We start from the raw sequence: 19428 nt of genomic DNA on the forward strand, positions 1-19428 counted from the left end.
AATAAAGGTTAATCATTAAACCGTATAAGGTCATTATTTTTAAGGGAATAAAAATGAAAAAGATTTTACTAGCGCTAGGAATGTGTTTACTTGCTGCAACTCAAATTGCTCATGCTGAAAGCCGTCTTCAATCCATTTTAGACAATGGTGTACTCCGTGTTGGAACGACGGGAGATTGGAATCCGATGACGATGAAAGACCCTGCAACTAACAGTTATCGTGGCTTTGATATCGACGTAACGACAGAGCTTGCTAAAGATCTCGGTGTAAAAGTAGAGTATGTAGCCACGGATTGGAAGACGTTAGTCAATGGCATTACCGCCAACAAATACGATATTACTGGCAGCGCGTCCCTGAATATGTCGCGCGCGAAAGTCGCTGGATACAGCCAACCGTATTTCTACCTTGCCTTTGTACCTGTTGTGCAAAAGAAAGATCTCGCCAAATTCTCTGATTGGGCAGATTTTAATACGCCTGATGTGAAAGTCGCGGCGACACTAGGAACGGTGCAAGAAAAAATGGTGAAAGAGTTTTTCCCGCTGGCTCAACACATTGTGATTGAAGCGCCAGCGCGCGACTTCCAAGAATTACTAGCTCGCAGGGCCGATGTATCGGTGACGTCCAATGTGGAAGCAGCGACGTTGGTGGACAAGTTTAAACAACTAGCGATAGTACCAGTGACCGCTCCGCGTAAACCGACACCAATTGCGATGCTGTTGCCGCAAGACGATCAAGTATGGATTAATTACATCAACCATTGGGTTGAGCTGAAAAAGACCCAAGGCTTTTTCAAGCTGACTGCCAAGAAGTGGGGGTTGAAAAGCTTATAAACAAAAAGAGCCGCATTACGCGGCTCTTTTTTATTATCTGAACAATTAAAGTTCGTCTTCACTCACTACACGAGCATTGTCTGGAGTCGTGAAGTGCTGAGACAATTCACGGTTAGATAAGATGTAACCCATCCAAAGACCACCCATACAGATGATGATTGCAACGCCCGTTACCATTTGAGCTTGGCTTGCCATTGCAGCAACTAATGCGCTTGATAGACTGCTCACAGTAATTTGTAAGCTGTTTTGCAGGCCTGCAGCTGTTGCAGGGCTTTGCTTAGCACTTGCCAACGCGCGGTTTACTACGATTGGGTATAGCGCACCATTGGCTACCGCAATTAAACAGAAAGGCGCTAGAATTGGCCAGATAGAAGACAGTTCCCATTGTGAGGCAATGAATATCATTATTGCCGCGACACTAAATAGTCCAATCAATTGACGTAGAACTTTTTCATCACCAAATTTACGAACGCCGACTTTACCCAAGTAACCACCAGCCATAAACGCGATAGTTTGTGGGATAAAGCTCAGACCAATGTCTTTGGCTTCGTAGCCCAGTTGCGCCATGATTTCTGGCATACCAGTTAGGTAAGCAAAGAATGCAGCCGAAGCCGTCGCAAACATAAACACGTTGCCAAGGTATTTTTTAGAGCTTAGCAGCGCTTTGATATCGGCAGACATACTGGTTTGTTTGATTTCTGCTTTCTCGTCTTTTTGGGCCATTGTCGCAAAGACCAAGAAGACACCAACTAGTGTTAGCGTAATAAAGATACTGTGCCAGCCGAAGTTATCTGCCAACACTACCCCTAATTGAGGTGCTAGTGCTGGTGATAGCGCGACTAACGGCATGATCGTTGCGAAAATTTGCTGACTGCTGCTTGAGTAGCGTTTAATGACCATGGCTTGCCAGATCACGGCTGGTGCACATACACCGATAGCTTGGATAAAGCGCAGTGTCAGTAGTTGCCATACTTGGTCACAGAAAGCCAAACCGAATGACGCGATAGTAAACAGCACTAACCCGGCCGCGAGTGTATTGCGGTGGCCAAATTTATCGGATGCCAATCCCCACATTAGCTGGCCAACCGCCATACCAACTAGGAATACTGTTAAAGAGAGCGCTATTTGCTCAGGGCCTGTTGCAAAGTCGATTTCCATCGCTTTGAATGCTGGCAGATACATATCGGTAGCAACGAAGCCAAGCATCGATAATGCTGCCAGATAAATGAGCTGTAGTTTTGATATTTTCATGATTCAACCAGTCAAATTATTTAATCATTTTTTAATCAACATCAGTTGGCGCCAACCCTGATTTATTTACCTTATTATTCTATTTTTCGATTTTAAGAAAATAAAACGCTAAAATTGTTGGTTATCAATCAAATTTTTTGAAAGGTTAAATCATGTTCTCTAAAGCGTCTCTGGAAATGCTGGATACGGTTGCCCGTTTAGGCAGTTTCACCGCTGCGGCTGAGGTGCTGCATAAAGTCCCTTCAGCCATCAGTTATGGAGTAAGGCAGGTCGAGCAAGATTTAGATGTGGTGCTGTTTCGACGCTTACCGAGGAAAGTGGAGTTAACTCCAGCAGGTGAGCTTTTTATGGCTGAGGCTCGCTCTTTGCTGCGTCAAATGGAAGAGGTGAAAGCACAAACACGCCGAGCAGCTCAGGGATGGAAGAGCACGTTAAAGCTGACTTTAGATAACGTGGTGAAGTTAGAAAAACTCAAACCTTTGGTGGAAGACTTTTATCGCGAGTTTGAATTTGCTGAATTGCAGATCAATATGGAAGTATTTAATGGCTCTTGGGAAGCCATAGCACAAGGTAGAGCCGACATTGTCGTTGGCGCGACATCTGCGGTTCCCGTTGGTGGAGATTTTGAAGTCAAAGATATGGGCGTATTGGATTGGGCATTTGTAATGTCTCCCGCTCATCCCTGTGTTCGCCAACAAGTGCTTACTGAAGAGTTTGTGAGTCAATTTCCGGCGATCTGCCTTGATGATACTTCGAACGTGCTGCCAAAGCGCCATACTGGCCATTACCCGCAACAACGCCGATTGTTACTACCCAACTGGTACAGTGCAATTGAATGTTTGAAAAATGGAGTTGGCGTGGGTTACATGCCACGTCATATTGCAACGCCACTGATCAATGATGGTGTGCTGGTGGAGAAGGTGATGCCAGATGATAAGCCGCTCAGTCATTGTTGCTTGGTCTGGCGCAAAGATGATAATCATAAATTGATCCAATGGATGGTGGATTACCTAGGATCGCCTAATCAGCTACATCAAGATTGGTTACAGTCATAAAAAAACACCTCGCAATAGCGAGGTGTTTTATTTGATATGTTTGGAGCGTGGCGTTTTATGACAGGAAGAACTTGTAAGACGGGTTGTCTGTTTCGTCTTTGCATTGATAGCCAAGTTCGCGCAAATGTGCCGAAAACTGAGCTAAATCTCCTTCATCTAACTCGAAACCACATAAAACGCGTCCGTAGTCTGCGCCGTGGTTACGGTAGTTGAACAAGCTAATATTCCAATGGGTACCAAGCGTGCTTAAGAATTTCAGCAAGGCACCTGGGTACTCTGGAAATTCAAAGCTGTAGAGTCGCTCTTTGAGTTGCTTCGATGGCTTCCCGCCGATCATGTAGCGAACGTGTAGCTTCGCCATTTCATCGTCAGAAAGGTCAACCACCGGATAGCCACCTTCACGTAGATCGTGAATGATGTTTTCCAACTCTTCTTGACCGCCTTGCAGACGGACACCGACAAAGATATTAGCGAGTTCGTCATCGTTATAACGATAGTTAAACTCCGTAACTGCACGACCGCCAATCAAGTTACAGAATTCAAAGAATGCTCCTTGGCGTTCAGGGATCGTCACTGCCAATAAACCTTCACGTTTTTCACCTAACTCGCAACGTTCTGACACGTAGCGTAACCCGTGGAAGTTGGTGTTTGCGCCAGACAGTACCGTGCCTAGGTTTTTGTCTTTCAGCTTGTTCTGTTCAGCAAATTTCTTCAGCCCCGCCAGAGCAAGCGCCCCCGAAGGCTCAGCAATGGCGCGAGTATCTTCAAAGATGTCTTTCACAGCTGCGCAGATTTCATCACTAGAGACCGCAATGTGGCCATCAATGTACTTTTGGCACAGACGAAACGTCTCTTCACCAATGCGTTTTACAGCGACGCCATCGGCAAACATGCTGACCTGGTCTAATACTACTGGTTCACCTGCATCCAATGCCGCTTTGAGGCATGAAGAGTCTTCTGGCTCGACCGCAATCACTTTGATTTCTGGCATGAGTTGCTTCACAAGTACCGCAACACCAGCGGCCAAACCGCCGCCACCGACAGGAACAAAGATGTAATCAAGGTGACCATTTTGCTGCAGCATTTCCATACCGATGGTGCCTTGACCTGCGATCACCAGTGGGTGATCAAAGGGGGGCACAAAAGTATAGCCATATTGCTCTGACAAACGTTCGGCTTCTGCTTTTGCTTCATCAAAGTTGCTGCCGTGCAGCACCACATTGCCACCAAAGCTGCGTACGGCGTCGACTTTGATATCCGGCGTGGTCTTTGGCATCACGATAGTGGTTTTGATTCCCAGCTTAGTGCCAGACAGTGCCATGCCTTGAGCGTGGTTACCTGCCGATGCAGCGATGACACCAGCGGCTTTTTGTGCTTCAGTTAGGCTTGCCACCATGTTGTACGCACCGCGTAATTTAAATGAGTGCACGGGTTGGCGATCTTCGCGCTTGATTTGCACATTATTACCAATACGTGCAGACAATCGTGGCATTTCTTGCAGTGGTGTTACTGTTGCGACTTCATACACCGGAGCGCGGAGGATTTGGCGCAGATAGTCTGCGCCAGTTTGATTTACTTTCTTTTCGGGTTGAGATTCCATCATTGCTAGCCCTCTAGCTTCGACTTGTCTCGTACTGCACCCTTGTCAGCACTGGTGGCCATGCTCGCGTACGCTTTAAGTGCAAAGGAAACTTCTCTTTGACGATCAACAGGTTTCCAGCCAAGTTCATCTTGTTTTGCACGGCGCTCTGCAAGTTCTTGTTCAGACACTTCGAGTGAAATTGAACGGTTCGGAATATCAATCGCGATCATATCGCCCGGTTTCACCAGTCCAATAGCACCGCCGTTAGCGGCTTCAGGAGAAGCATGGCCGATAGAGAGTCCTGATGTACCACCAGAGAAACGACCGTCAGTCAGCAGTGCACATTCTTTACCAAGGCCCATCGATTTTAGGTAAGTGGTTGGGTAAAGCATTTCTTGCATGCCTGGGCCACCTTTTGGACCTTCATAACGGATAACAACCACATCACCGGCTTTCACTTTACCTCCTAAGATGCCTTCCACCGCATCTTCTTGGCTTTCAAATACCACAGCCGGACCAGTGAACTTAAGAATGCTTTCATCAACACCGGCTGTCTTAACGATACAGCCATCCAATGCGATGTTGCCTGATAGAACGGCTAGGCCACCTTCTTGGCTGAAGGCGTTGTCTTTCGCGCGAATACAACCTTCTGCACGGTCGTCATCAAGGCGATCCCAACGACAATCTTGCGAAAACGCTTGGGTGGTACGAATACCCGCAGGGCCTGCGCGGTAGAACTTAAGTACTTCTTCGTCTTCCGTTTGGATGATGTCGTATTTTGCCAACTGCTCTTTCATTGAAAGACCCAGTACGGTGCGCGCATCATTGTGTAGAAGACCTGCACGATCCAATTCACCAAGAATCGCCATTACGCCACCAGCGCGGTGTACGTCTTCCATGTGATATTTCTGAGTGGATGGTGCCACTTTACATAGGTGTGGCACTTGGCGAGACAGGCGATCGATATCTTCCATATCGAAATCCACTTCACCTTCTTGCGCCGCGGCCAGCAGGTGCAAAATGGTGTTGGTTGAACCACCCATGGCAATATCCAGTGCCATTGCATTTTCGAAGGCATCATAAGTTGCGATGTTGCGTGGCAACGCGGATTCGTCATCTTGCTCGTAGTAACGACGAGTCAGTTCAACAATGCGTCTGCCCGCGTTAAGGAATAGCTGTTCACGATCAGCGTGAGTCGCCAACATAGAACCGTTGCCCGGCTGAGAAAGACCCAGTGCTTCTGTTAGGCAGTTCATCGAGTTTGCCGTGAACATGCCTGAACACGATCCACAGGTTGGACATGCGCTGCGTTCGATCTGCTCGCTTTGCTCATCAGATACTTTTGGATCCGCGCCTTGGATCATTGCATCAACAAGGTCTAGTTTGATGATCTGATCAGAAAGCTTTGTTTTACCCGCTTCCATCGGGCCACCAGAAACAAAGATAACCGGGATGTTGAGACGCATGGATGCCATCAACATTCCCGGAGTGATTTTGTCACAGTTAGAGATACATACCATGGCATCAGCACAATGCGCATTCACCATGTATTCTACTGAGTCTGCAATCAGCTCACGCGATGGCAGTGAATACAGCATGCCGCCGTGACCCATTGCGATACCATCATCAACCGCGATGGTGTTGAATTCTTTTGCGATGCCGCCGGCTTTTTCGATTTCACGTGCGACAAGCTGACCCATGTCTTTTAGGTGTACGTGACCCGGAACAAATTGAGTAAACGAGTTTACGACGGCAATGATTGGTTTACCGAAGTCTTCTTCTTTCACACCCGTTGCACGCCATAGTGCTCGTGCACCCGCCATGTTACGACCATGTGTGGTGGTAGCTGATCTATATTTTGGCATTTCTTAAATCCTTCTTACTTCTGTTCTGGGTACACATAGTCTAACCAGCCCCACTTATCTTCCGTGGTGCCGTCAAATAGGCCAAAGTAGGCTGCTTGTAGTTCTTTAGTGATTGGGCCGCGTTTACCTGTGCCCACTTCAATTTTGTCGATGGTTGCCACTGGCACAATTTCAGCTGCAGTACCTGTCATGAAGACTTCATCGGCAAGGTAAAGCGCTTCACGTGCAATATTGGCTTCACGCATTTCATAACCTTTATCGCGTGCAATCGTCATGATCGAATCACGAGTAATGCCCGGCAGAATCGCGCTGGTTGCTGGTGGTGTGGTGATCACGCCATCTTTGATAACGAAGATGTTTTCGCCAGCCCCTTCTGATAGGTAACCATCAACGCTCAGTGCGATACCTTCGTCGTATCCGTGACGACGGGCTTCACCACCAACCAGTAGTGAAGATAGGTAGTTACCGCCGGCCTTAGCTGCTGTCGGGATGGTGTTTGGTGCCGCGCGGTTCCAGCTTGAGATCATCGCATCGACACCTTTTTCTAGCGCTTCTTCGCCTAAGTAAGAGCCCCAAGGGAATGCCGCAATGATTAGATCCATTTCAGTGCCAACTGGTGGGCACACGCCCAAACCAACATTACCGACAAAACCTAATGGACGAATATAAGCGCTATCGAGTTTGTTTTGGCGCAGTGTTTCGCGGGTGGCTTCCATGATTTCTTCTACAGAAAAAGGGATCGGGAAACGGTAAATCTTGGCGGAATCTTTTAAACGTTGTGCATGCTCACGGTGACGGAAGACAATTGGGCCTTTTGGTGTGTTGTAACAGCGCACGCCTTCAAACACGGATGTACCATAGTGCATTGCGTGAGTCAGAACGTGCACGTTCGCCTCTGCCCATGGAACCATCTCACCATTAAACCAAATGAAATCTGCAGTTTTCGTTGCCATTTGTTGCCTTCCTTATGCACTTACGTGTTGTTGTAAGTTGTGATTTGGCAGTTCATCGTTGCGGATTTTTAGCACCTCAACCTTACGAACGTCCCACAACTTCTCTATTTGATTGATCAAAAACGAGATTGGTCGATCGCTGTCGACGATGATCTCGACGCTGGCTACTTTACTTTCGTGGTTTTGCGTAGCAGCGACTTGTTTGATCACGAAGCCTCGGTGACGAATCACACGTAGAACGCGCTCCAACAGTACCGGTTTGTCATCGGCTTTGATGTCGAGTAAATATCTGTCCATGCGATTGTCTCCTATGTATTTTCCAACATATCACTGTTTGATGCGCCAGGTGGCACCAATGGCCACACGTTTTCTTCTTCATCAATCAAAACGTGAAGCATGTAAGAAGTTTCGCTCGCTAGCATCTCTTTCAGCGCTGGCTCCACTTCTTCTTTCTTGGTGATGGTTTTGCCCGGGATATCGAACGCTTTGGCAAGCATCACGAAGTCTGGGTTGTCATCAAGAATGGTTTCACTGTGGCGACCGTCGAAAAACAGCGACTGCCATTGGCGAACCATGCCAAGACGTTGGTTATTAAGAAGGACAATCTTCACTGGAATCTGACGACGCTTCAGCGTGCCCAATTCCTGCACGTTCATCATAAATGAACCGTCACCTGTAATAAGGATAGACTGATCATCAGGACGTGCGACTGCTGCACCCATCGCTGCTGGCAAGCCAAAGCCCATGGTGCCAAGGCCAGCAGAAGTGATGAAATTTTGTGGTTCGCGTGGCTGGATATGTTGCGCTGCCCACATCTGGTGCTGACCTACATCAGTCGAGACAATTGAGCTGTCTGGCATCATGTCTGACAGTTGTTTAAGCAATAGCGGTGCGTAGATTAACTCGCCCGGGTGGTCGTAACGCCACTTAAAGCCGCTACGCAGACTTTCACTGTGATGTACCCACGGTGAGATATCTTGAGTCAGCTCTAGCTGAGGAAGAATGGTGTTGATGTCGCCACGCAATGGTGCGTTGGCGTGGCGCAGTTTATGAATCTCCGCAGCATCAATGTCGATGTGAATCACTTTCGCATTTGGTGCAAACGTGTCGAGCTTACCCGTCACACGGTCATCAAAGCGTGCGCCAACCACGATCAATAGATCGGCTTCTTGAACCACTAGGTTAGCGGCTTTGGTGCCGTGCATGCCCAACATACCAAGATAGTGAGGGTCATGGCGTTCAATGGTACCGAGGCCTTTTAGTGTGCTAACTGCTGGCATTGGGTTTAAGCGAAGGAATTCGCGTACTGCATCGGTTGCTTTAGCGAGTTGCACGCCACCACCAACATACAACACTGGGCGAGTTGAGGCTGCCAGTACATCTTGTGCGCGCTTAATGTCTTCAGCGCTGACATCTTCGATTGCAGGCGCTACGTATGGAGGCAGTAGATCTGTTGGGGTTTGAGCCAGTTGAACGTCTTTGGCGATATCGACAATGACTGGACCCGGACGACCCGTTTTGGCCACTTCAAACGCTTCGGCTAGCGTTGGCGCTAGGTCTTCAATTTCGGTCACGAGATAGCTGTGCTTAGTACAGGCTAGGGACATTCCGATCACATCCATTTCTTGGAATGCATCGGTACCGATATGAGAGCTAGCAACCTGGCCTGTGATGGCTACTAGAGGTACGGAGTCAAGGAAAGCGTCGGCAAGGCCGGTAACAAGGTTAGTGGCCCCTGGGCCGGAAGTTGCCATGCATACAGCAACGTCTTGAGTGGAACGAGCCATACCAATTGCGGCCATGGCGGCCCCTTGCTCATGACGGCATAGGATGTGCTCCACCCCTCCGTCATACAAAGCATCGTAGATTGGCATGATGGCCCCGCCAGGGTAGCCAAAAACGGTTTCGATGCCTTGCTGTCTTAAAGCGGCTACGACAAGTTGTGCACCAGTCATCGTAAACCTCCTTTGCTACGTTGTGGCTCGTAGCGATTGCCATATTTATTGCACTTCATGTGCACTCCCATTCTTCCCGTTAAACTGTCCGAGGGTTAGACAGATGACAACTTGTAGTTGTAAAAAAACCCCCGGACTTTTCAGTGCGGGGGTTTTTTGTAATTTGTGGTTACCTTTCGCCCACAATACCCCGCGCGGTGCCAATAATGACCACGATAATCAGGGCTAGCAGTGCGTTGATATGAGCGAAAAGGTTCATCTGTCTGTCGTTCTTTTTTCGTTAAAAAATGTTGTGTAATGTTCTACGAAATTGTTTGCGTCATTAGTGGTATCACACAATTCCGCTGCATGACAAGCAAAAAGTCATTCTTTTTTCACATTAACTCTCAATTGGGACGCGGTATATAACATAACCAACTAGATAAAACATTTGTTTACAGAGTGTTCAATAAATTGAGGAACGTATGGGGCTGGCAATCATTCATAGTCGAGCAAGCGTCGGGGTGCAAGCGCCATCGGTTAGTGTAGAAGTTCATATTAGCAATGGTATGCCCGGGTTTACCTTGGTAGGGCTGCCAGAGACGACGGTAAAAGAGTCCAAAGATCGCGTTCGTAGCGCGATCATTAATTCTAATTTTCAGTTTCCAGCTAAGCGGATCACCGTTAATTTAGCTCCAGCAGATTTGCCCAAAGAGGGAGGGCGTTTTGATCTTCCTATCGCATTGGGGATTTTGGCCGCTTCGGAGCAAATCGCGACAGATAAGCTTAAAAACTACGAATTTGTTGGCGAGTTAGCGCTATCTGGTGGTCTAAGACCTGTAAAAGGTGTGCTGCCTGCTGCGCTGGAAGCCAGTAAGATTCAACGTCATTTAGTGGTCCCACATGTAAATGGCGATCAGGCGGCGCTGGTGGGGAAGGAACAACATAAATCGGCCCAATCATTACTGGAAGTATGTGCCGAGCTTTGTGGTCAACATCGACTGAATCTTTTTCAAACGCCTAAGCGCAAAATAGTCGAAAAACATGGTCGAGACTTACAAGATATTATTGGCCAACAACAAGGTAAGCGCGCATTGGAGATAGCTGCCGCTGGAAACCACAACTTACTTTTCCTTGGCCCGCCAGGTACTGGAAAGACCATGTTGGCTTCGCGTTTGTGTGACTTACTACCGGAGATGAGTGACGAAGAAGCAATGGAAACCGCTTCGGTGGCGTCGCTGACGCAGAGTGAAATTAATGAGCACAATTGGAAGTCGCGTCCGTTTCGTTCTCCGCATCATTCAAGTTCAATGGCGGCATTAGTTGGCGGTGGCTCGGTACCCAGACCCGGGGAGATCTCTTTAGCCCACAACGGCTTGTTGTTTCTCGACGAAATGCCCGAATTTGACCGAAAGGTGCTGGACTCGTTACGCGAACCGCTCGAATCTGGTGAGATCATTATATCTCGGGCGCAAGGTAAAACACGTTTTCCGGCTCGCTTCCAATTAGTTGGTGCACTGAACCCAAGTCCGACAGGATATTACGAAGGTAATCAAGCCCGTACCAACCCACAAGCTATTTTGCGCTACCTTGGTCGATTATCTGGACCGCTGTTAGATCGCTTTGATATGTCTTTAGAAATCCCTGCTCTGCCCAAAGGGACATTAGCAGAAGGTGGTGATCGCGGTGAGCCGACCGCTATCGTTAAAGAACGTGTGAATCATGCGCGTACCAATATGTTGAACCGCAGCGGTAAGGTAAATGCACTGTTAGGCAGTCGAGAAATCGAGGCGTTTTGCCCCTTACACAAAAGTGATGCGGAGTTTCTTGAAACCGCTTTACATCGTTTGGGGCTTTCGATTCGCGCGTATCATCGCATTATCAAAGTAGCACGAACGATAGCAGATCTTGATGGGGCGGAGCAGATTGAACGAGCGCACTTAGCCGAGGCGCTTGGGTATCGAGCGATGGATCGCTTACTGAAACAACTCACGGCGCAAGCGGTATAGAGACGTGCAAATATCACCGCAACAAGTGTTGTAAGTGCCTTGTTGCGATGAAGGACGTTAGAAGGTGTAGTTGAGACCAAGAGACAACAGGTACTCTTTCTCATCATAGAACGTGATATTTGAGTCCGTTTGGCTGTAGCCGGCTAAAGAGATGAACGACCAGTTTTGCCAATCAAATACGTTTTGATATTCATAGGCTGCAAATAGGCTGACGGTGTCGTCATTTCGTGTTTTAGCAAAAGTTTGGCTAGTGGCTTGATAGTCTTTCCATGCATAACCTGCGGTGAGGGCCAACCGATGACGATTGATAAATTTAAACCAACTGATGTCAAACCCGTACGAATCAAATGATTCCGCATTACCGTCGGCATCTTGATTAATGTAGGTAAACGCCGGTTGCAACATGGATGTTTGATTAAGTGAAATCCGATAGTCACCTTTAACGTAGTAAAGGCTCGCATCGCGAGCGAGTGAACGGTCCGTTACTTCTTCTTGTTCAATGTCTTTATCAGCATAAGCGAGATCAAGGTTGAAGTTTTTATCAATCAATCCTTTGATTTGAAAGCGATAGGCATTGCCGTCCACATCCGTTTCTTGACGGGCGATTCCGACTTGATATGGGTTACGCCAAGTTTCGCCTTTAAGTACCGTCGGCAGATAGGAAACATCGAGCACGGTGCCAGATGGCAACTCGTGTTGATAGCCCAGCTGAAAAGCGAGTGTACCAACCGCGACATCGGAACGTGTAGTACCCGCGTACACTTGGTGATTGAGTCGGTTACCAAAAGTGTAAGTAATGCTTCCTAGCGGCGCAGCGATAACGGAACTGTCACTATCGGCGCGCTTATCGAGAGAATCGATGGTGTTACTATTTTCCGTATTGAAGTTGGATTCTGATGATACAAATCCGGCATTCAGCGAAATTTCACCGCCAAAACCTGCGGTTTCAGCGAGTTGAGCCTGAGCAGAACTGACGACAAAGGCCAAAGGCAAGAGAATTAGCCTTGGTTTCATTCGTTATCTCCTTATTGTCGAATGAGTGGTGCAAATATTGGTTGAGGTAACAAATCTGACCATTCCCACGCATATTCCAATGTGGCAAAGGCGCAGTATAATTACACGCTGTTTTATTCTTCACACATTATCACTGTTGTTTGACTATCATGTTGGCATATTTGTTATTTTTTTTTAACGCTTCTTTTGTGATTATCAATTCTGCGCTGTGTTCACTCGCAATTTGTATTATCGCTGTGTTTAAAGTATTGCTTCCAAGCGTGGAGCTAAAAGCGAAAGCGACCGCTTGTGCCAACAAGGTGATGTGGTTATGGGCTACCGTCAATGCGGGCATTCTGGCGGTTTCTAACCGTGTTGACTGGGATGTTCAGGGCGGTGAGGCGCTGAAAAAAGACGGGTGGTATCTGTTGATCAGTAATCATCTCAGTTGGACCGATATTGTGGTGCTTTGCTGCGTGTTTAAAGACCGCATACCTATGCCGAAGTTTTTCCTCAAACAACAACTGTTGTATGTGCCTTTCATTGGGATGGCGTGTTGGGCGCTCGACATGCCATTTATGCGTCGTTATTCGCGAGAGTATCTGATCCGCAACCCGCACAAACGAGGTCAAGATTTAGAGACGACACGTCGCTCGTGCGCCAAGTTCAAACATGCCCCAACCACAGTGGTTAATTATGTCGAAGGCACTCGATTTACCGAAGAAAAACAGCGTAAGAGCAAGACGAGCTACCAATATTTGCTGCAACCAAAATCGGGCGGGATCGCATACACATTAGCGGCAATGGGAGAGCAGTTCGAGAACATTATCGATGTGACGCTGGCGTACCCAGAAAATACAAATAAGCCATTCAAGGATTTATTAATGGGCCGAATGGGCAAGGTTGTTGTGCGTGTGAATGTGTTGCCCGTCGATGAACGAGTGCTTGGTGATTACTTTAACGATAAGCCCTATAAGCGACAATTTCAGCAGTGGTTGGGTGATGTGTGGCAAGAAAAAGATCGGTTACTACAAGAGATTTACAAATAAACAAAAGGGGAGCGATGTGCTCCCCTTTTGATTGATATCGATGTGCTTATTTTAGTGTCAGCAAGTAGTTCACCAGAGAGAAGTACTCATCCATTGTTTTGATGCTTTGTGCTTGAACTAGGTATTTGTTGTTAACGATAACCGCAGGAACGCCGGTTAGACCGCTGTTTTCAAATTGCTTGTCCATACGGCGAACCATGGAATCAACCGCAAAGCCTTTGAATGCTGAGTCGAATTTTTTCGCGTCTACACCTTCATCAAGGAAGATTTGGCGAAGCTCTTCATCGTTACGTGGCGCCTTCTTTAGATTGTGGATGCGGTTAAACATCACTGGCACCATTTTGTCTTCCACTTTTAGTGCAACCATGGTCGCGTAGGCTTTGCTCATTGATGGGCCCATGTTGCCACCCATGAAAGAAACGTGGTTTTTTAATAGCTTAGTACCTTCTGGCAACTGCTTTTTCAGTTGCTGGATAACAGGTTCAAAGCTATTACAGTGCGGGCAGTAGAAAGAGAAAAACTCCGTCACAAGAGGTTTTTTTGATGCCTCAAGATCCAATACTTTGTAATGTTCACCTTCTTTGAATTGCGCTGCATGTGCCGACAGGCTTAGCATCAGCATAGAAAACAGTGCGAACAGTTTTTTCATCGAAATATCTCCATTTTTGAATTTGTGGCCTGACTTACCATTGAGGCATTAAAGACAGCGGTGCTTCTTCTAAAGCGGCGATCTGCTCTTTAAATGCAAGGACCTGACCTTCCCAGTATTTTGGCTCATTAAACCATGGAAAAGCGAGAGGAAACGCAGGGTCATGCCAACGTTTTGCTAGCCATGCCATATAGTGCACCATTCGTAGACCGCGAAGTGGCTCAATTAGTTTCAATTCTGCGGGGTTAAAGTCGCAAAACTCTTGATAAGCTTCTAAAACAATATCCAGCTGCATCAGTTTGTCTTGGCGTTCACCGTTCAGTAGCATCCATAAGTCTTGTACTGCAGGGCCGTTACGAGCGTCATCCAAATCAACAAACATAGGGCCATCTCGCCACAAAATATTGCCTGGGTGGCAATCGCCATGCAAACGAATGATATTGAAGCCTTCTTGCCAGTGGCTTTCAATTGATTTGATCAGCATATCCAAGTCATTGAAGAAGCTGTTCTCCAAGTGCATTGGAATCATGTTGGCGTTTTGCAGAATCTCTCTTGGTTGATACAGGTATTCTTGCAAGCCAATCGTTGGTCGATGTTGGAAGGCTTGGCGGCTACCCACTTTGTGGATGCGACCAAGGAAGCGCCCTACACCTTCGAGCTGATCTAAGTTGTCAACCTCGTACTGGCGACCACCTACGCTCTCAAACAGCGCAAAGGCATAGCCTTGATAGTGATGCAGGGTTTCATCGTTGATGCGCACAGGTGGTGCGACGGGGATTTCGTTTCCAATTAGTTCTAAAGTGAAGTCGTGCTCCTCTTGGATCTGTTCGTTGCTCCAACGTTCAGGGCGGTAGAACTTGACGACATAACGGCGACGCTCTTCGTCAGTGAATTGATAAACACGGTTTTCGTAGCTATTGAGGGGAAGAAAGCCTGATTCTGCGCGAACGCCGATGCTTTCTAACGCGTACCACATAAAATCTGGGGTAAGGGCGTCAAAGTTAAACATACTTTGGGACATATAAACAAAAAGGCTCATTACTGAGCCTTTTTCCGTTAGTCACTGAAGTAGCGCTATAGTTTTTTAATAAAACGGCTTTCCACTTCAATGGTGAATTCGTTGCTCTTATCGGTGAGTATAAACTGAATTGTCGTAATCGCAGAGTTTAGCTTGTCAGGATCGGCGCCAAGACTCATTGGTAAGTTCAATACCTCACCTGGCTGTACCTGAATTGTCTGCTTACCATACCAGCTTACATCGGATAGCCCTTCAACATCCAACGAGTACTCTTGCACTTGCTGGGTTTTGTTGATCACTTTGAGGGTGTAGGTGTTTTCTACTTCGCCCGAGCTATTAACGCGGAACAGTTGGTTACGGTCGCGAATAACACTCATGCCTGCTGGGTCTACCGCTGCGATTTGGGCAAAGAACAGACCAATCATGACCAGTAGCACAGCTCCATAGCCCAGCAGCTTCGGACGCATGACTTTGGTACTCTTACCCGATAAGCGGTGCTCGGTGGTGTAGCTGATTAGTCCTTTCTCGTAACCCATGCGATCCATGGTGTTGTCACACGCATCAATACAGGCGCCACAGTTAATACATTCATATTGTAAGCCGTCACGAATATCGATACCTGTTGGGCACACCTGCACACACAAGTCACAATCAATACAATCCCCCAAACCAAGTTGCTTTGGATCGGCTTTGCGCGGACGTGGACCACGTTTTTCACCACGTTTGGCATCATAGCCAACGATGAAGGTGTCTTTATCAAACATGGCAGACTGGAAGCGCGCGTAAGGACACATGTGAATACACATGATGGAACGCATCCAACCAGCATTACCATAGGTACAAATGGCAAAGAACATGATCCAAAAGACGGGCCAGAAGTTGGCGTTAAAAGTGAAAAAGTCGATAACCAATTGCTTCATTGGAACGAAGTAGCCAACAAAAGTAAAACCAGTGGCGAGCGCAATGGCAAACCAAGCGATATGTTTGATGGTTTTGCGCATCGCTAAATTTGCCGTCAGCTTATTGGAGTCCTGCTTGCGACGCTTATTGGCGCTGCCTTCCAGTTTCTCTTCAAACCAGATATACATGAAGGTCCAGACGGTTTGTGGGCAGAGATAGCCACACCAAACTCGACCTAAGAAGGTGGTAATAAAGAACAACCCAAACGCTGCGATCACAAATAGCAAGGCGAGTAGGGTAAGATCTTGCGGATACAACGTGGTACCGAAAAAGTTGAACTGCTGGTTGCCAATATCGAGCAAGATCGCTTGACGTTCACCGTAAGGAATCCACGGTATCAAAGCGAAGAGAAGCAGTAAGAACCAACCACCGTAACGACGCAGTTTCTGGTAAGTCCCTTTGCTTTCGCGTACATAGATGCGATTACTTGGGTTGAACCGATCCCCATTCCCTTTATGAGTCTTGGGATTATAGGTTTTAGGAGTCACATCTTTGATATCGATCTTATCCTGACTCATGCACTCATCCTTCTTAGGCTTTTATAATGTACGGCGTCATTTCTATTGATGTCGCTCGATGACATTGCTACTTCGTCCTTATCATAAATCATGACCGGACATAATTATTTTAGTAAATACTGATGAACGGCGATTATACAATCAATAACAATTCCTTTTCTTTAACGCAGTCAACGTTTAACAACAAAAGTCAGTACAGTTAACCTGATAATTGGCTGAACAGTTATAACCAACTGTGGGACTAAAAATTTTAGTTATAAAAAAGCGACTCATTTGAGGGAGTCGCTTAAAGAATACTGGGTTGTTGAGCCGGTTATTTGATGACGCCACGAGCGCGCAGAATCGCAGTTTTAAAATCATCTTCTTGGTCTTTCTTAAGACCTGGGATCATTTCGTCTTTGCTGCTGTTACGCATTTTAAGGTGGTAGATCAGCACGTCGTCGGTCAGATCTTCTAGCTTGCCTTCGTAGCCTGCTTCTTTCGCTAGCTTCACGATGAACTGCAGTAGGTTCATTTCTTGGTCTTTATGCCATTCAGGCTCTAGTAGCTCAAGCAGCTCTTCAATGCGATGACACTTCATTTCTTTCTCCACAGAATTTATAGGTGTAATTAGCTGTAAAGGTACCAAATTGCTTTGCGAAGACCAAATAGGAAAAACTATCTATTTCACTGTGTTTTGTTCTAAGTCGTTGAGGTGGTTTGAGGTGCGTGCAAAGAAAAAAGCGCAGCTGGCGCCGCGCTTTTGATTAAGCTGCTTTGATAACTTTGGCCGGAACACTCGACATCATTGCTGTCTTCTCAACCAATGTCATTGCTGGCGCAACTTGCTTTGCCTTTGGTGCAGTAGTAAAGCCACTGCGGCGGCGCATTGCACTAGTATTAGTGTGTGCGAACCTGACTGTTGTTGGGCGCATTAATTTACCTAACTGTCAGGCATATCCATTGCCGATGTAATGGCCTGAATCATTATGAGCTAGGCTCCAACAAGATTGAAGAATCACTCTTCTGGCTCTCGCCAATCCAGTTAATGAATCAGGAATACCGATATGCATGCATATCACGTATAAGATTAGCATCCTTGTAATAATTGGTCGATAGTTGAGCAATTGAATTGTTTAGATTTTGTCATTTTGTCGCGATGATCGAGGCAATTTTTGTTTGATCCCTCGATCAGCAGTAGTAGTATGAGATCTCGACGAAGGAGGTGCCTATGTCATTTTTGAAGAAGACACTTGCCAGTTTTGGGATTGGGAGTGCTAAGGTTGACTCAATCCTAAATCAAGACGTGCTATATCCTGGTCAAAGTGTGGATGTGTCTATCCATGTTTATGGTGGTGCCACTGAACAAGCGATCGACAACATCGATTTAAAACTGTGTTGCCGCTATATCGCGGAAGCTCCTGATGACCGTGGTGCGCGAGAAGGACACAGCATGCGTCGAGTACCTCAGACTCATGTGCTTGCTAAGTGGAGCCTCCCTTATGCGTTTACCATCCATTCTGGCGAAGAGCGTACCTTCGATGTTCAGCTCGATGTGCCTTGGAATACGCCTGTCACCATTGGTGACGCCAAAGTGTGGCTCGAAACCGGCTTGGACGTTGCTGCTGCTTTAGACCCGACCGATAAAGACATCCTCACCGTTCGACCTGATCCACTAATGGATGCGGTGTTATCCGCATTTGAAGCGCAAGGTTTGCGTATTCGCCAAGTGGAGTGTGAGGAAGTAAAAGGGTTCGACCTGCCATTTGTGCAAGAATTTGAGATGGTGCCGACTGACGGGCCATACCATGGCGTGTGGCGTGAGTTAGAATTTGTCGCTCATCGTAGCGAGCAAGAACTCAAATTATGGTTTGAAGTTGACCGCACACGCAAGGGCGAGGGTGGCATGCTCGCAAGCTTACTGGGTAGCGGAAAACTCAAACGAGAGTTGACCATTCCAGCCACGACTAAGCTTGATCAAGTGGGCGAACTTGTACTTAATTATCTCGATCAAACCACGGCCGTTCATGAGTCTTAATTTAAGCTTACACGTGTAAGCCTAATGTGCCATACTAGAGCAAATTTCAAACTCTAGTATAGGCGCATTGATGTCTGAACTGCAGAAACCTCAATACAGTCAACGCGAAGAACTGGCTAATACCATCACTCATGGCATTGGGATGATTTTTGGTATTGTTGGCTTGATACTGCTGCTAATCAAAGCCATAGACCAGCAAGCTGATACGCTGACGCTGGCCAGTATGGCTGTCTATGGTGCGAGTATTATCGTGCTATTTTTGGCTTCGACGCTGTATCACGCAATTCCGCACCCCAATGCCAAACGCTGGCTAAAAACTTTCGATCACTGCGCCATTTATCTGCTCATTGCTGGCAGTTATACGCCTTTTTTGTTGGTGAGTTTACGTACGCCGCTCGCGTTTGGTTTGATGATTGTTATCTGGACCATCGCTCTACTCGGCATCATCATGAAAGTCGCGTTTGTTTACCGATTTAAAAAGCTTTCCTTGATGACGTATTTGGTCATGGGCTGGCTGTCGTTGATTGTGATTTATCAGTTGGCGATCAACTTGGATATTGGCGGACTGACATTACTCGCAGCTGGTGGGATTGTGTATTCACTGGGGGTGATTTTCTACGTTGCGAAGCGTATTCCATTCAATCATGCGATTTGGCACGGCTTCGTTTTAGCGGGTTGTGTGTGTCACTTCTTCGCAATTTATTATTTTGTCGAGCCTATCTAACGGATAGATATGAACTCGACA

General features: G+C 47.0%; 18 protein-coding genes. 6 read left to right on the forward strand and 12 right to left on the reverse strand.

What is annotated here, in order from left to right; translation table 11 throughout:
- Positions 1 to 53: 53 nt before the first annotated feature.
- A complete protein-coding gene (locus CBX98_RS22805; protein ID WP_104970000.1) occupies positions 54 to 830 on the forward strand; it encodes a transporter substrate-binding domain-containing protein in 777 nt (258 codons plus the stop codon).
- A 45-nt stretch (positions 831 to 875) separates the two neighbouring features.
- On the opposite strand, the gene punC is transcribed toward CBX98_RS22805, so the two are convergent.
- Positions 876 to 2081 (reverse strand): purine nucleoside transporter PunC, encoded by a 1206-nt coding sequence (gene punC / locus CBX98_RS22810; protein ID WP_031780373.1) that lies wholly within the window; start codon positions 2079 to 2081, stop codon positions 876 to 878.
- A 152-nt stretch (positions 2082 to 2233) separates the two neighbouring features.
- Here punC and punR point away from each other — a divergent pair, with 152 nt between their 5' ends.
- Positions 2234 to 3136 carry a DNA-binding transcriptional activator PunR gene (punR, locus tag CBX98_RS22815; RefSeq protein ID WP_005394068.1) on the forward strand — a complete coding sequence of 301 codons (903 nt, stop codon included), beginning with the start codon at positions 2234 to 2236 and terminating at the stop codon, positions 3134 to 3136.
- Between the two features lie 55 nt (positions 3137 to 3191).
- Here the strand turns inward: punR and ilvA are convergent, their stop codons facing one another.
- From ilvA to ilvG, 5 genes are read right to left on the reverse strand one after another with little or no spacing between them, the layout of a single operon-like run.
- Entirely contained in the window at positions 3192 to 4739 is a 1548-nt protein-coding gene (gene ilvA / locus CBX98_RS22820; RefSeq protein ID WP_104971093.1) for a threonine ammonia-lyase, biosynthetic, read from the reverse strand.
- 2 nt (positions 4740 to 4741) lie between these two features.
- Complete coding sequence (gene ilvD / locus CBX98_RS22825) at positions 4742 to 6583, reverse strand: dihydroxy-acid dehydratase (RefSeq protein WP_005394064.1); 1842 nt, start codon at positions 6581 to 6583, stop codon at positions 4742 to 4744.
- Between the two features lie 14 nt (positions 6584 to 6597).
- Positions 6598 to 7536 (reverse strand): branched-chain-amino-acid transaminase, encoded by a 939-nt coding sequence (ilvE, locus tag CBX98_RS22830; RefSeq protein ID WP_109170326.1) that lies wholly within the window; start codon positions 7534 to 7536, stop codon positions 6598 to 6600.
- A 12-nt stretch (positions 7537 to 7548) separates the two neighbouring features.
- Positions 7549 to 7833, reverse strand: a complete 285-nt coding sequence (gene ilvM, locus CBX98_RS22835) for an acetolactate synthase 2 small subunit (protein ID WP_005378958.1) — start codon at positions 7831 to 7833, stop codon at positions 7549 to 7551.
- 11 nt (positions 7834 to 7844) lie between these two features.
- Complete coding sequence (gene ilvG / locus CBX98_RS22840; RefSeq protein ID WP_005394061.1) at positions 7845 to 9491, reverse strand: acetolactate synthase 2 catalytic subunit; 1647 nt, start codon at positions 9489 to 9491, stop codon at positions 7845 to 7847.
- A gap of 464 nt (positions 9492 to 9955) precedes the next feature.
- Here ilvG and CBX98_RS22845 point away from each other — a divergent pair, with 464 nt between their 5' ends.
- The gene (locus tag CBX98_RS22845; protein ID WP_006742918.1) at positions 9956 to 11479 is read left to right on the forward strand and encodes a YifB family Mg chelatase-like AAA ATPase; all 1524 of its coding nucleotides are present in this window, start codon (positions 9956 to 9958) and stop codon (positions 11477 to 11479) included.
- A 57-nt stretch (positions 11480 to 11536) separates the two neighbouring features.
- Here CBX98_RS22845 and CBX98_RS22850 read toward each other — a convergent pair whose 3' ends face one another.
- Positions 11537 to 12493, reverse strand: coding sequence for a DUF2860 domain-containing protein (locus CBX98_RS22850; RefSeq protein WP_109170327.1), 957 nt, complete (start codon positions 12491 to 12493; stop codon positions 11537 to 11539).
- A 149-nt stretch (positions 12494 to 12642) separates the two neighbouring features.
- Between CBX98_RS22850 and CBX98_RS22855 the strand changes: the two genes are divergently transcribed.
- Positions 12643 to 13521 (forward strand): acyltransferase, encoded by an 879-nt coding sequence (locus tag CBX98_RS22855; RefSeq protein WP_005394051.1) that lies wholly within the window; start codon positions 12643 to 12645, stop codon positions 13519 to 13521.
- A gap of 46 nt (positions 13522 to 13567) precedes the next feature.
- Here CBX98_RS22855 and CBX98_RS22860 read toward each other — a convergent pair whose 3' ends face one another.
- From CBX98_RS22860 to CBX98_RS22880, 5 genes are all read right to left on the reverse strand, one after another.
- The gene (locus CBX98_RS22860) at positions 13568 to 14170 is read right to left on the reverse strand and encodes a thiol:disulfide interchange protein DsbA/DsbL (protein WP_005379036.1); all 603 of its coding nucleotides are present in this window, start codon (positions 14168 to 14170) and stop codon (positions 13568 to 13570) included.
- Between the two features lie 34 nt (positions 14171 to 14204).
- Complete coding sequence (locus CBX98_RS22865; RefSeq protein WP_109170336.1) at positions 14205 to 15191, reverse strand: serine/threonine protein kinase; 987 nt, start codon at positions 15189 to 15191, stop codon at positions 14205 to 14207.
- 53 nt (positions 15192 to 15244) lie between these two features.
- On the reverse strand, positions 15245 to 16666 hold the full coding sequence (ccoG, locus tag CBX98_RS22870; protein ID WP_047010286.1) for a cytochrome c oxidase accessory protein CcoG: 1422 nt from the start codon (positions 16664 to 16666) through the stop codon (positions 15245 to 15247).
- 313 nt (positions 16667 to 16979) lie between these two features.
- Positions 16980 to 17246 (reverse strand): YihD family protein, encoded by a 267-nt coding sequence (locus CBX98_RS22875; protein WP_047010287.1) that lies wholly within the window; start codon positions 17244 to 17246, stop codon positions 16980 to 16982.
- Positions 17247 to 17412: 166 nt separating this feature from the next.
- The gene (locus CBX98_RS22880) at positions 17413 to 17580 is read right to left on the reverse strand and encodes a hypothetical protein (protein ID WP_005379043.1); all 168 of its coding nucleotides are present in this window, start codon (positions 17578 to 17580) and stop codon (positions 17413 to 17415) included.
- Positions 17581 to 17876: 296 nt separating this feature from the next.
- Here CBX98_RS22880 and CBX98_RS22885 point away from each other — a divergent pair, with 296 nt between their 5' ends.
- On the forward strand, positions 17877 to 18683 hold the full coding sequence (locus tag CBX98_RS22885; RefSeq protein WP_005394045.1) for a sporulation protein: 807 nt from the start codon (positions 17877 to 17879) through the stop codon (positions 18681 to 18683).
- A 70-nt stretch (positions 18684 to 18753) separates the two neighbouring features.
- Positions 18754 to 19407: a hemolysin III family protein gene (locus CBX98_RS22890; RefSeq protein WP_005394044.1), complete on the forward strand. Its 654-nt coding sequence runs from the start codon at positions 18754 to 18756 to the stop codon at positions 19405 to 19407.
- Positions 19408 to 19428 lie beyond the last annotated feature (21 nt).

The sequence above is a fragment of the Vibrio sp. T9 genome, from assembly GCF_003123985.1.
Taxonomy (GTDB): domain Bacteria; phylum Pseudomonadota; class Gammaproteobacteria; order Enterobacterales; family Vibrionaceae; genus Vibrio; species Vibrio diabolicus.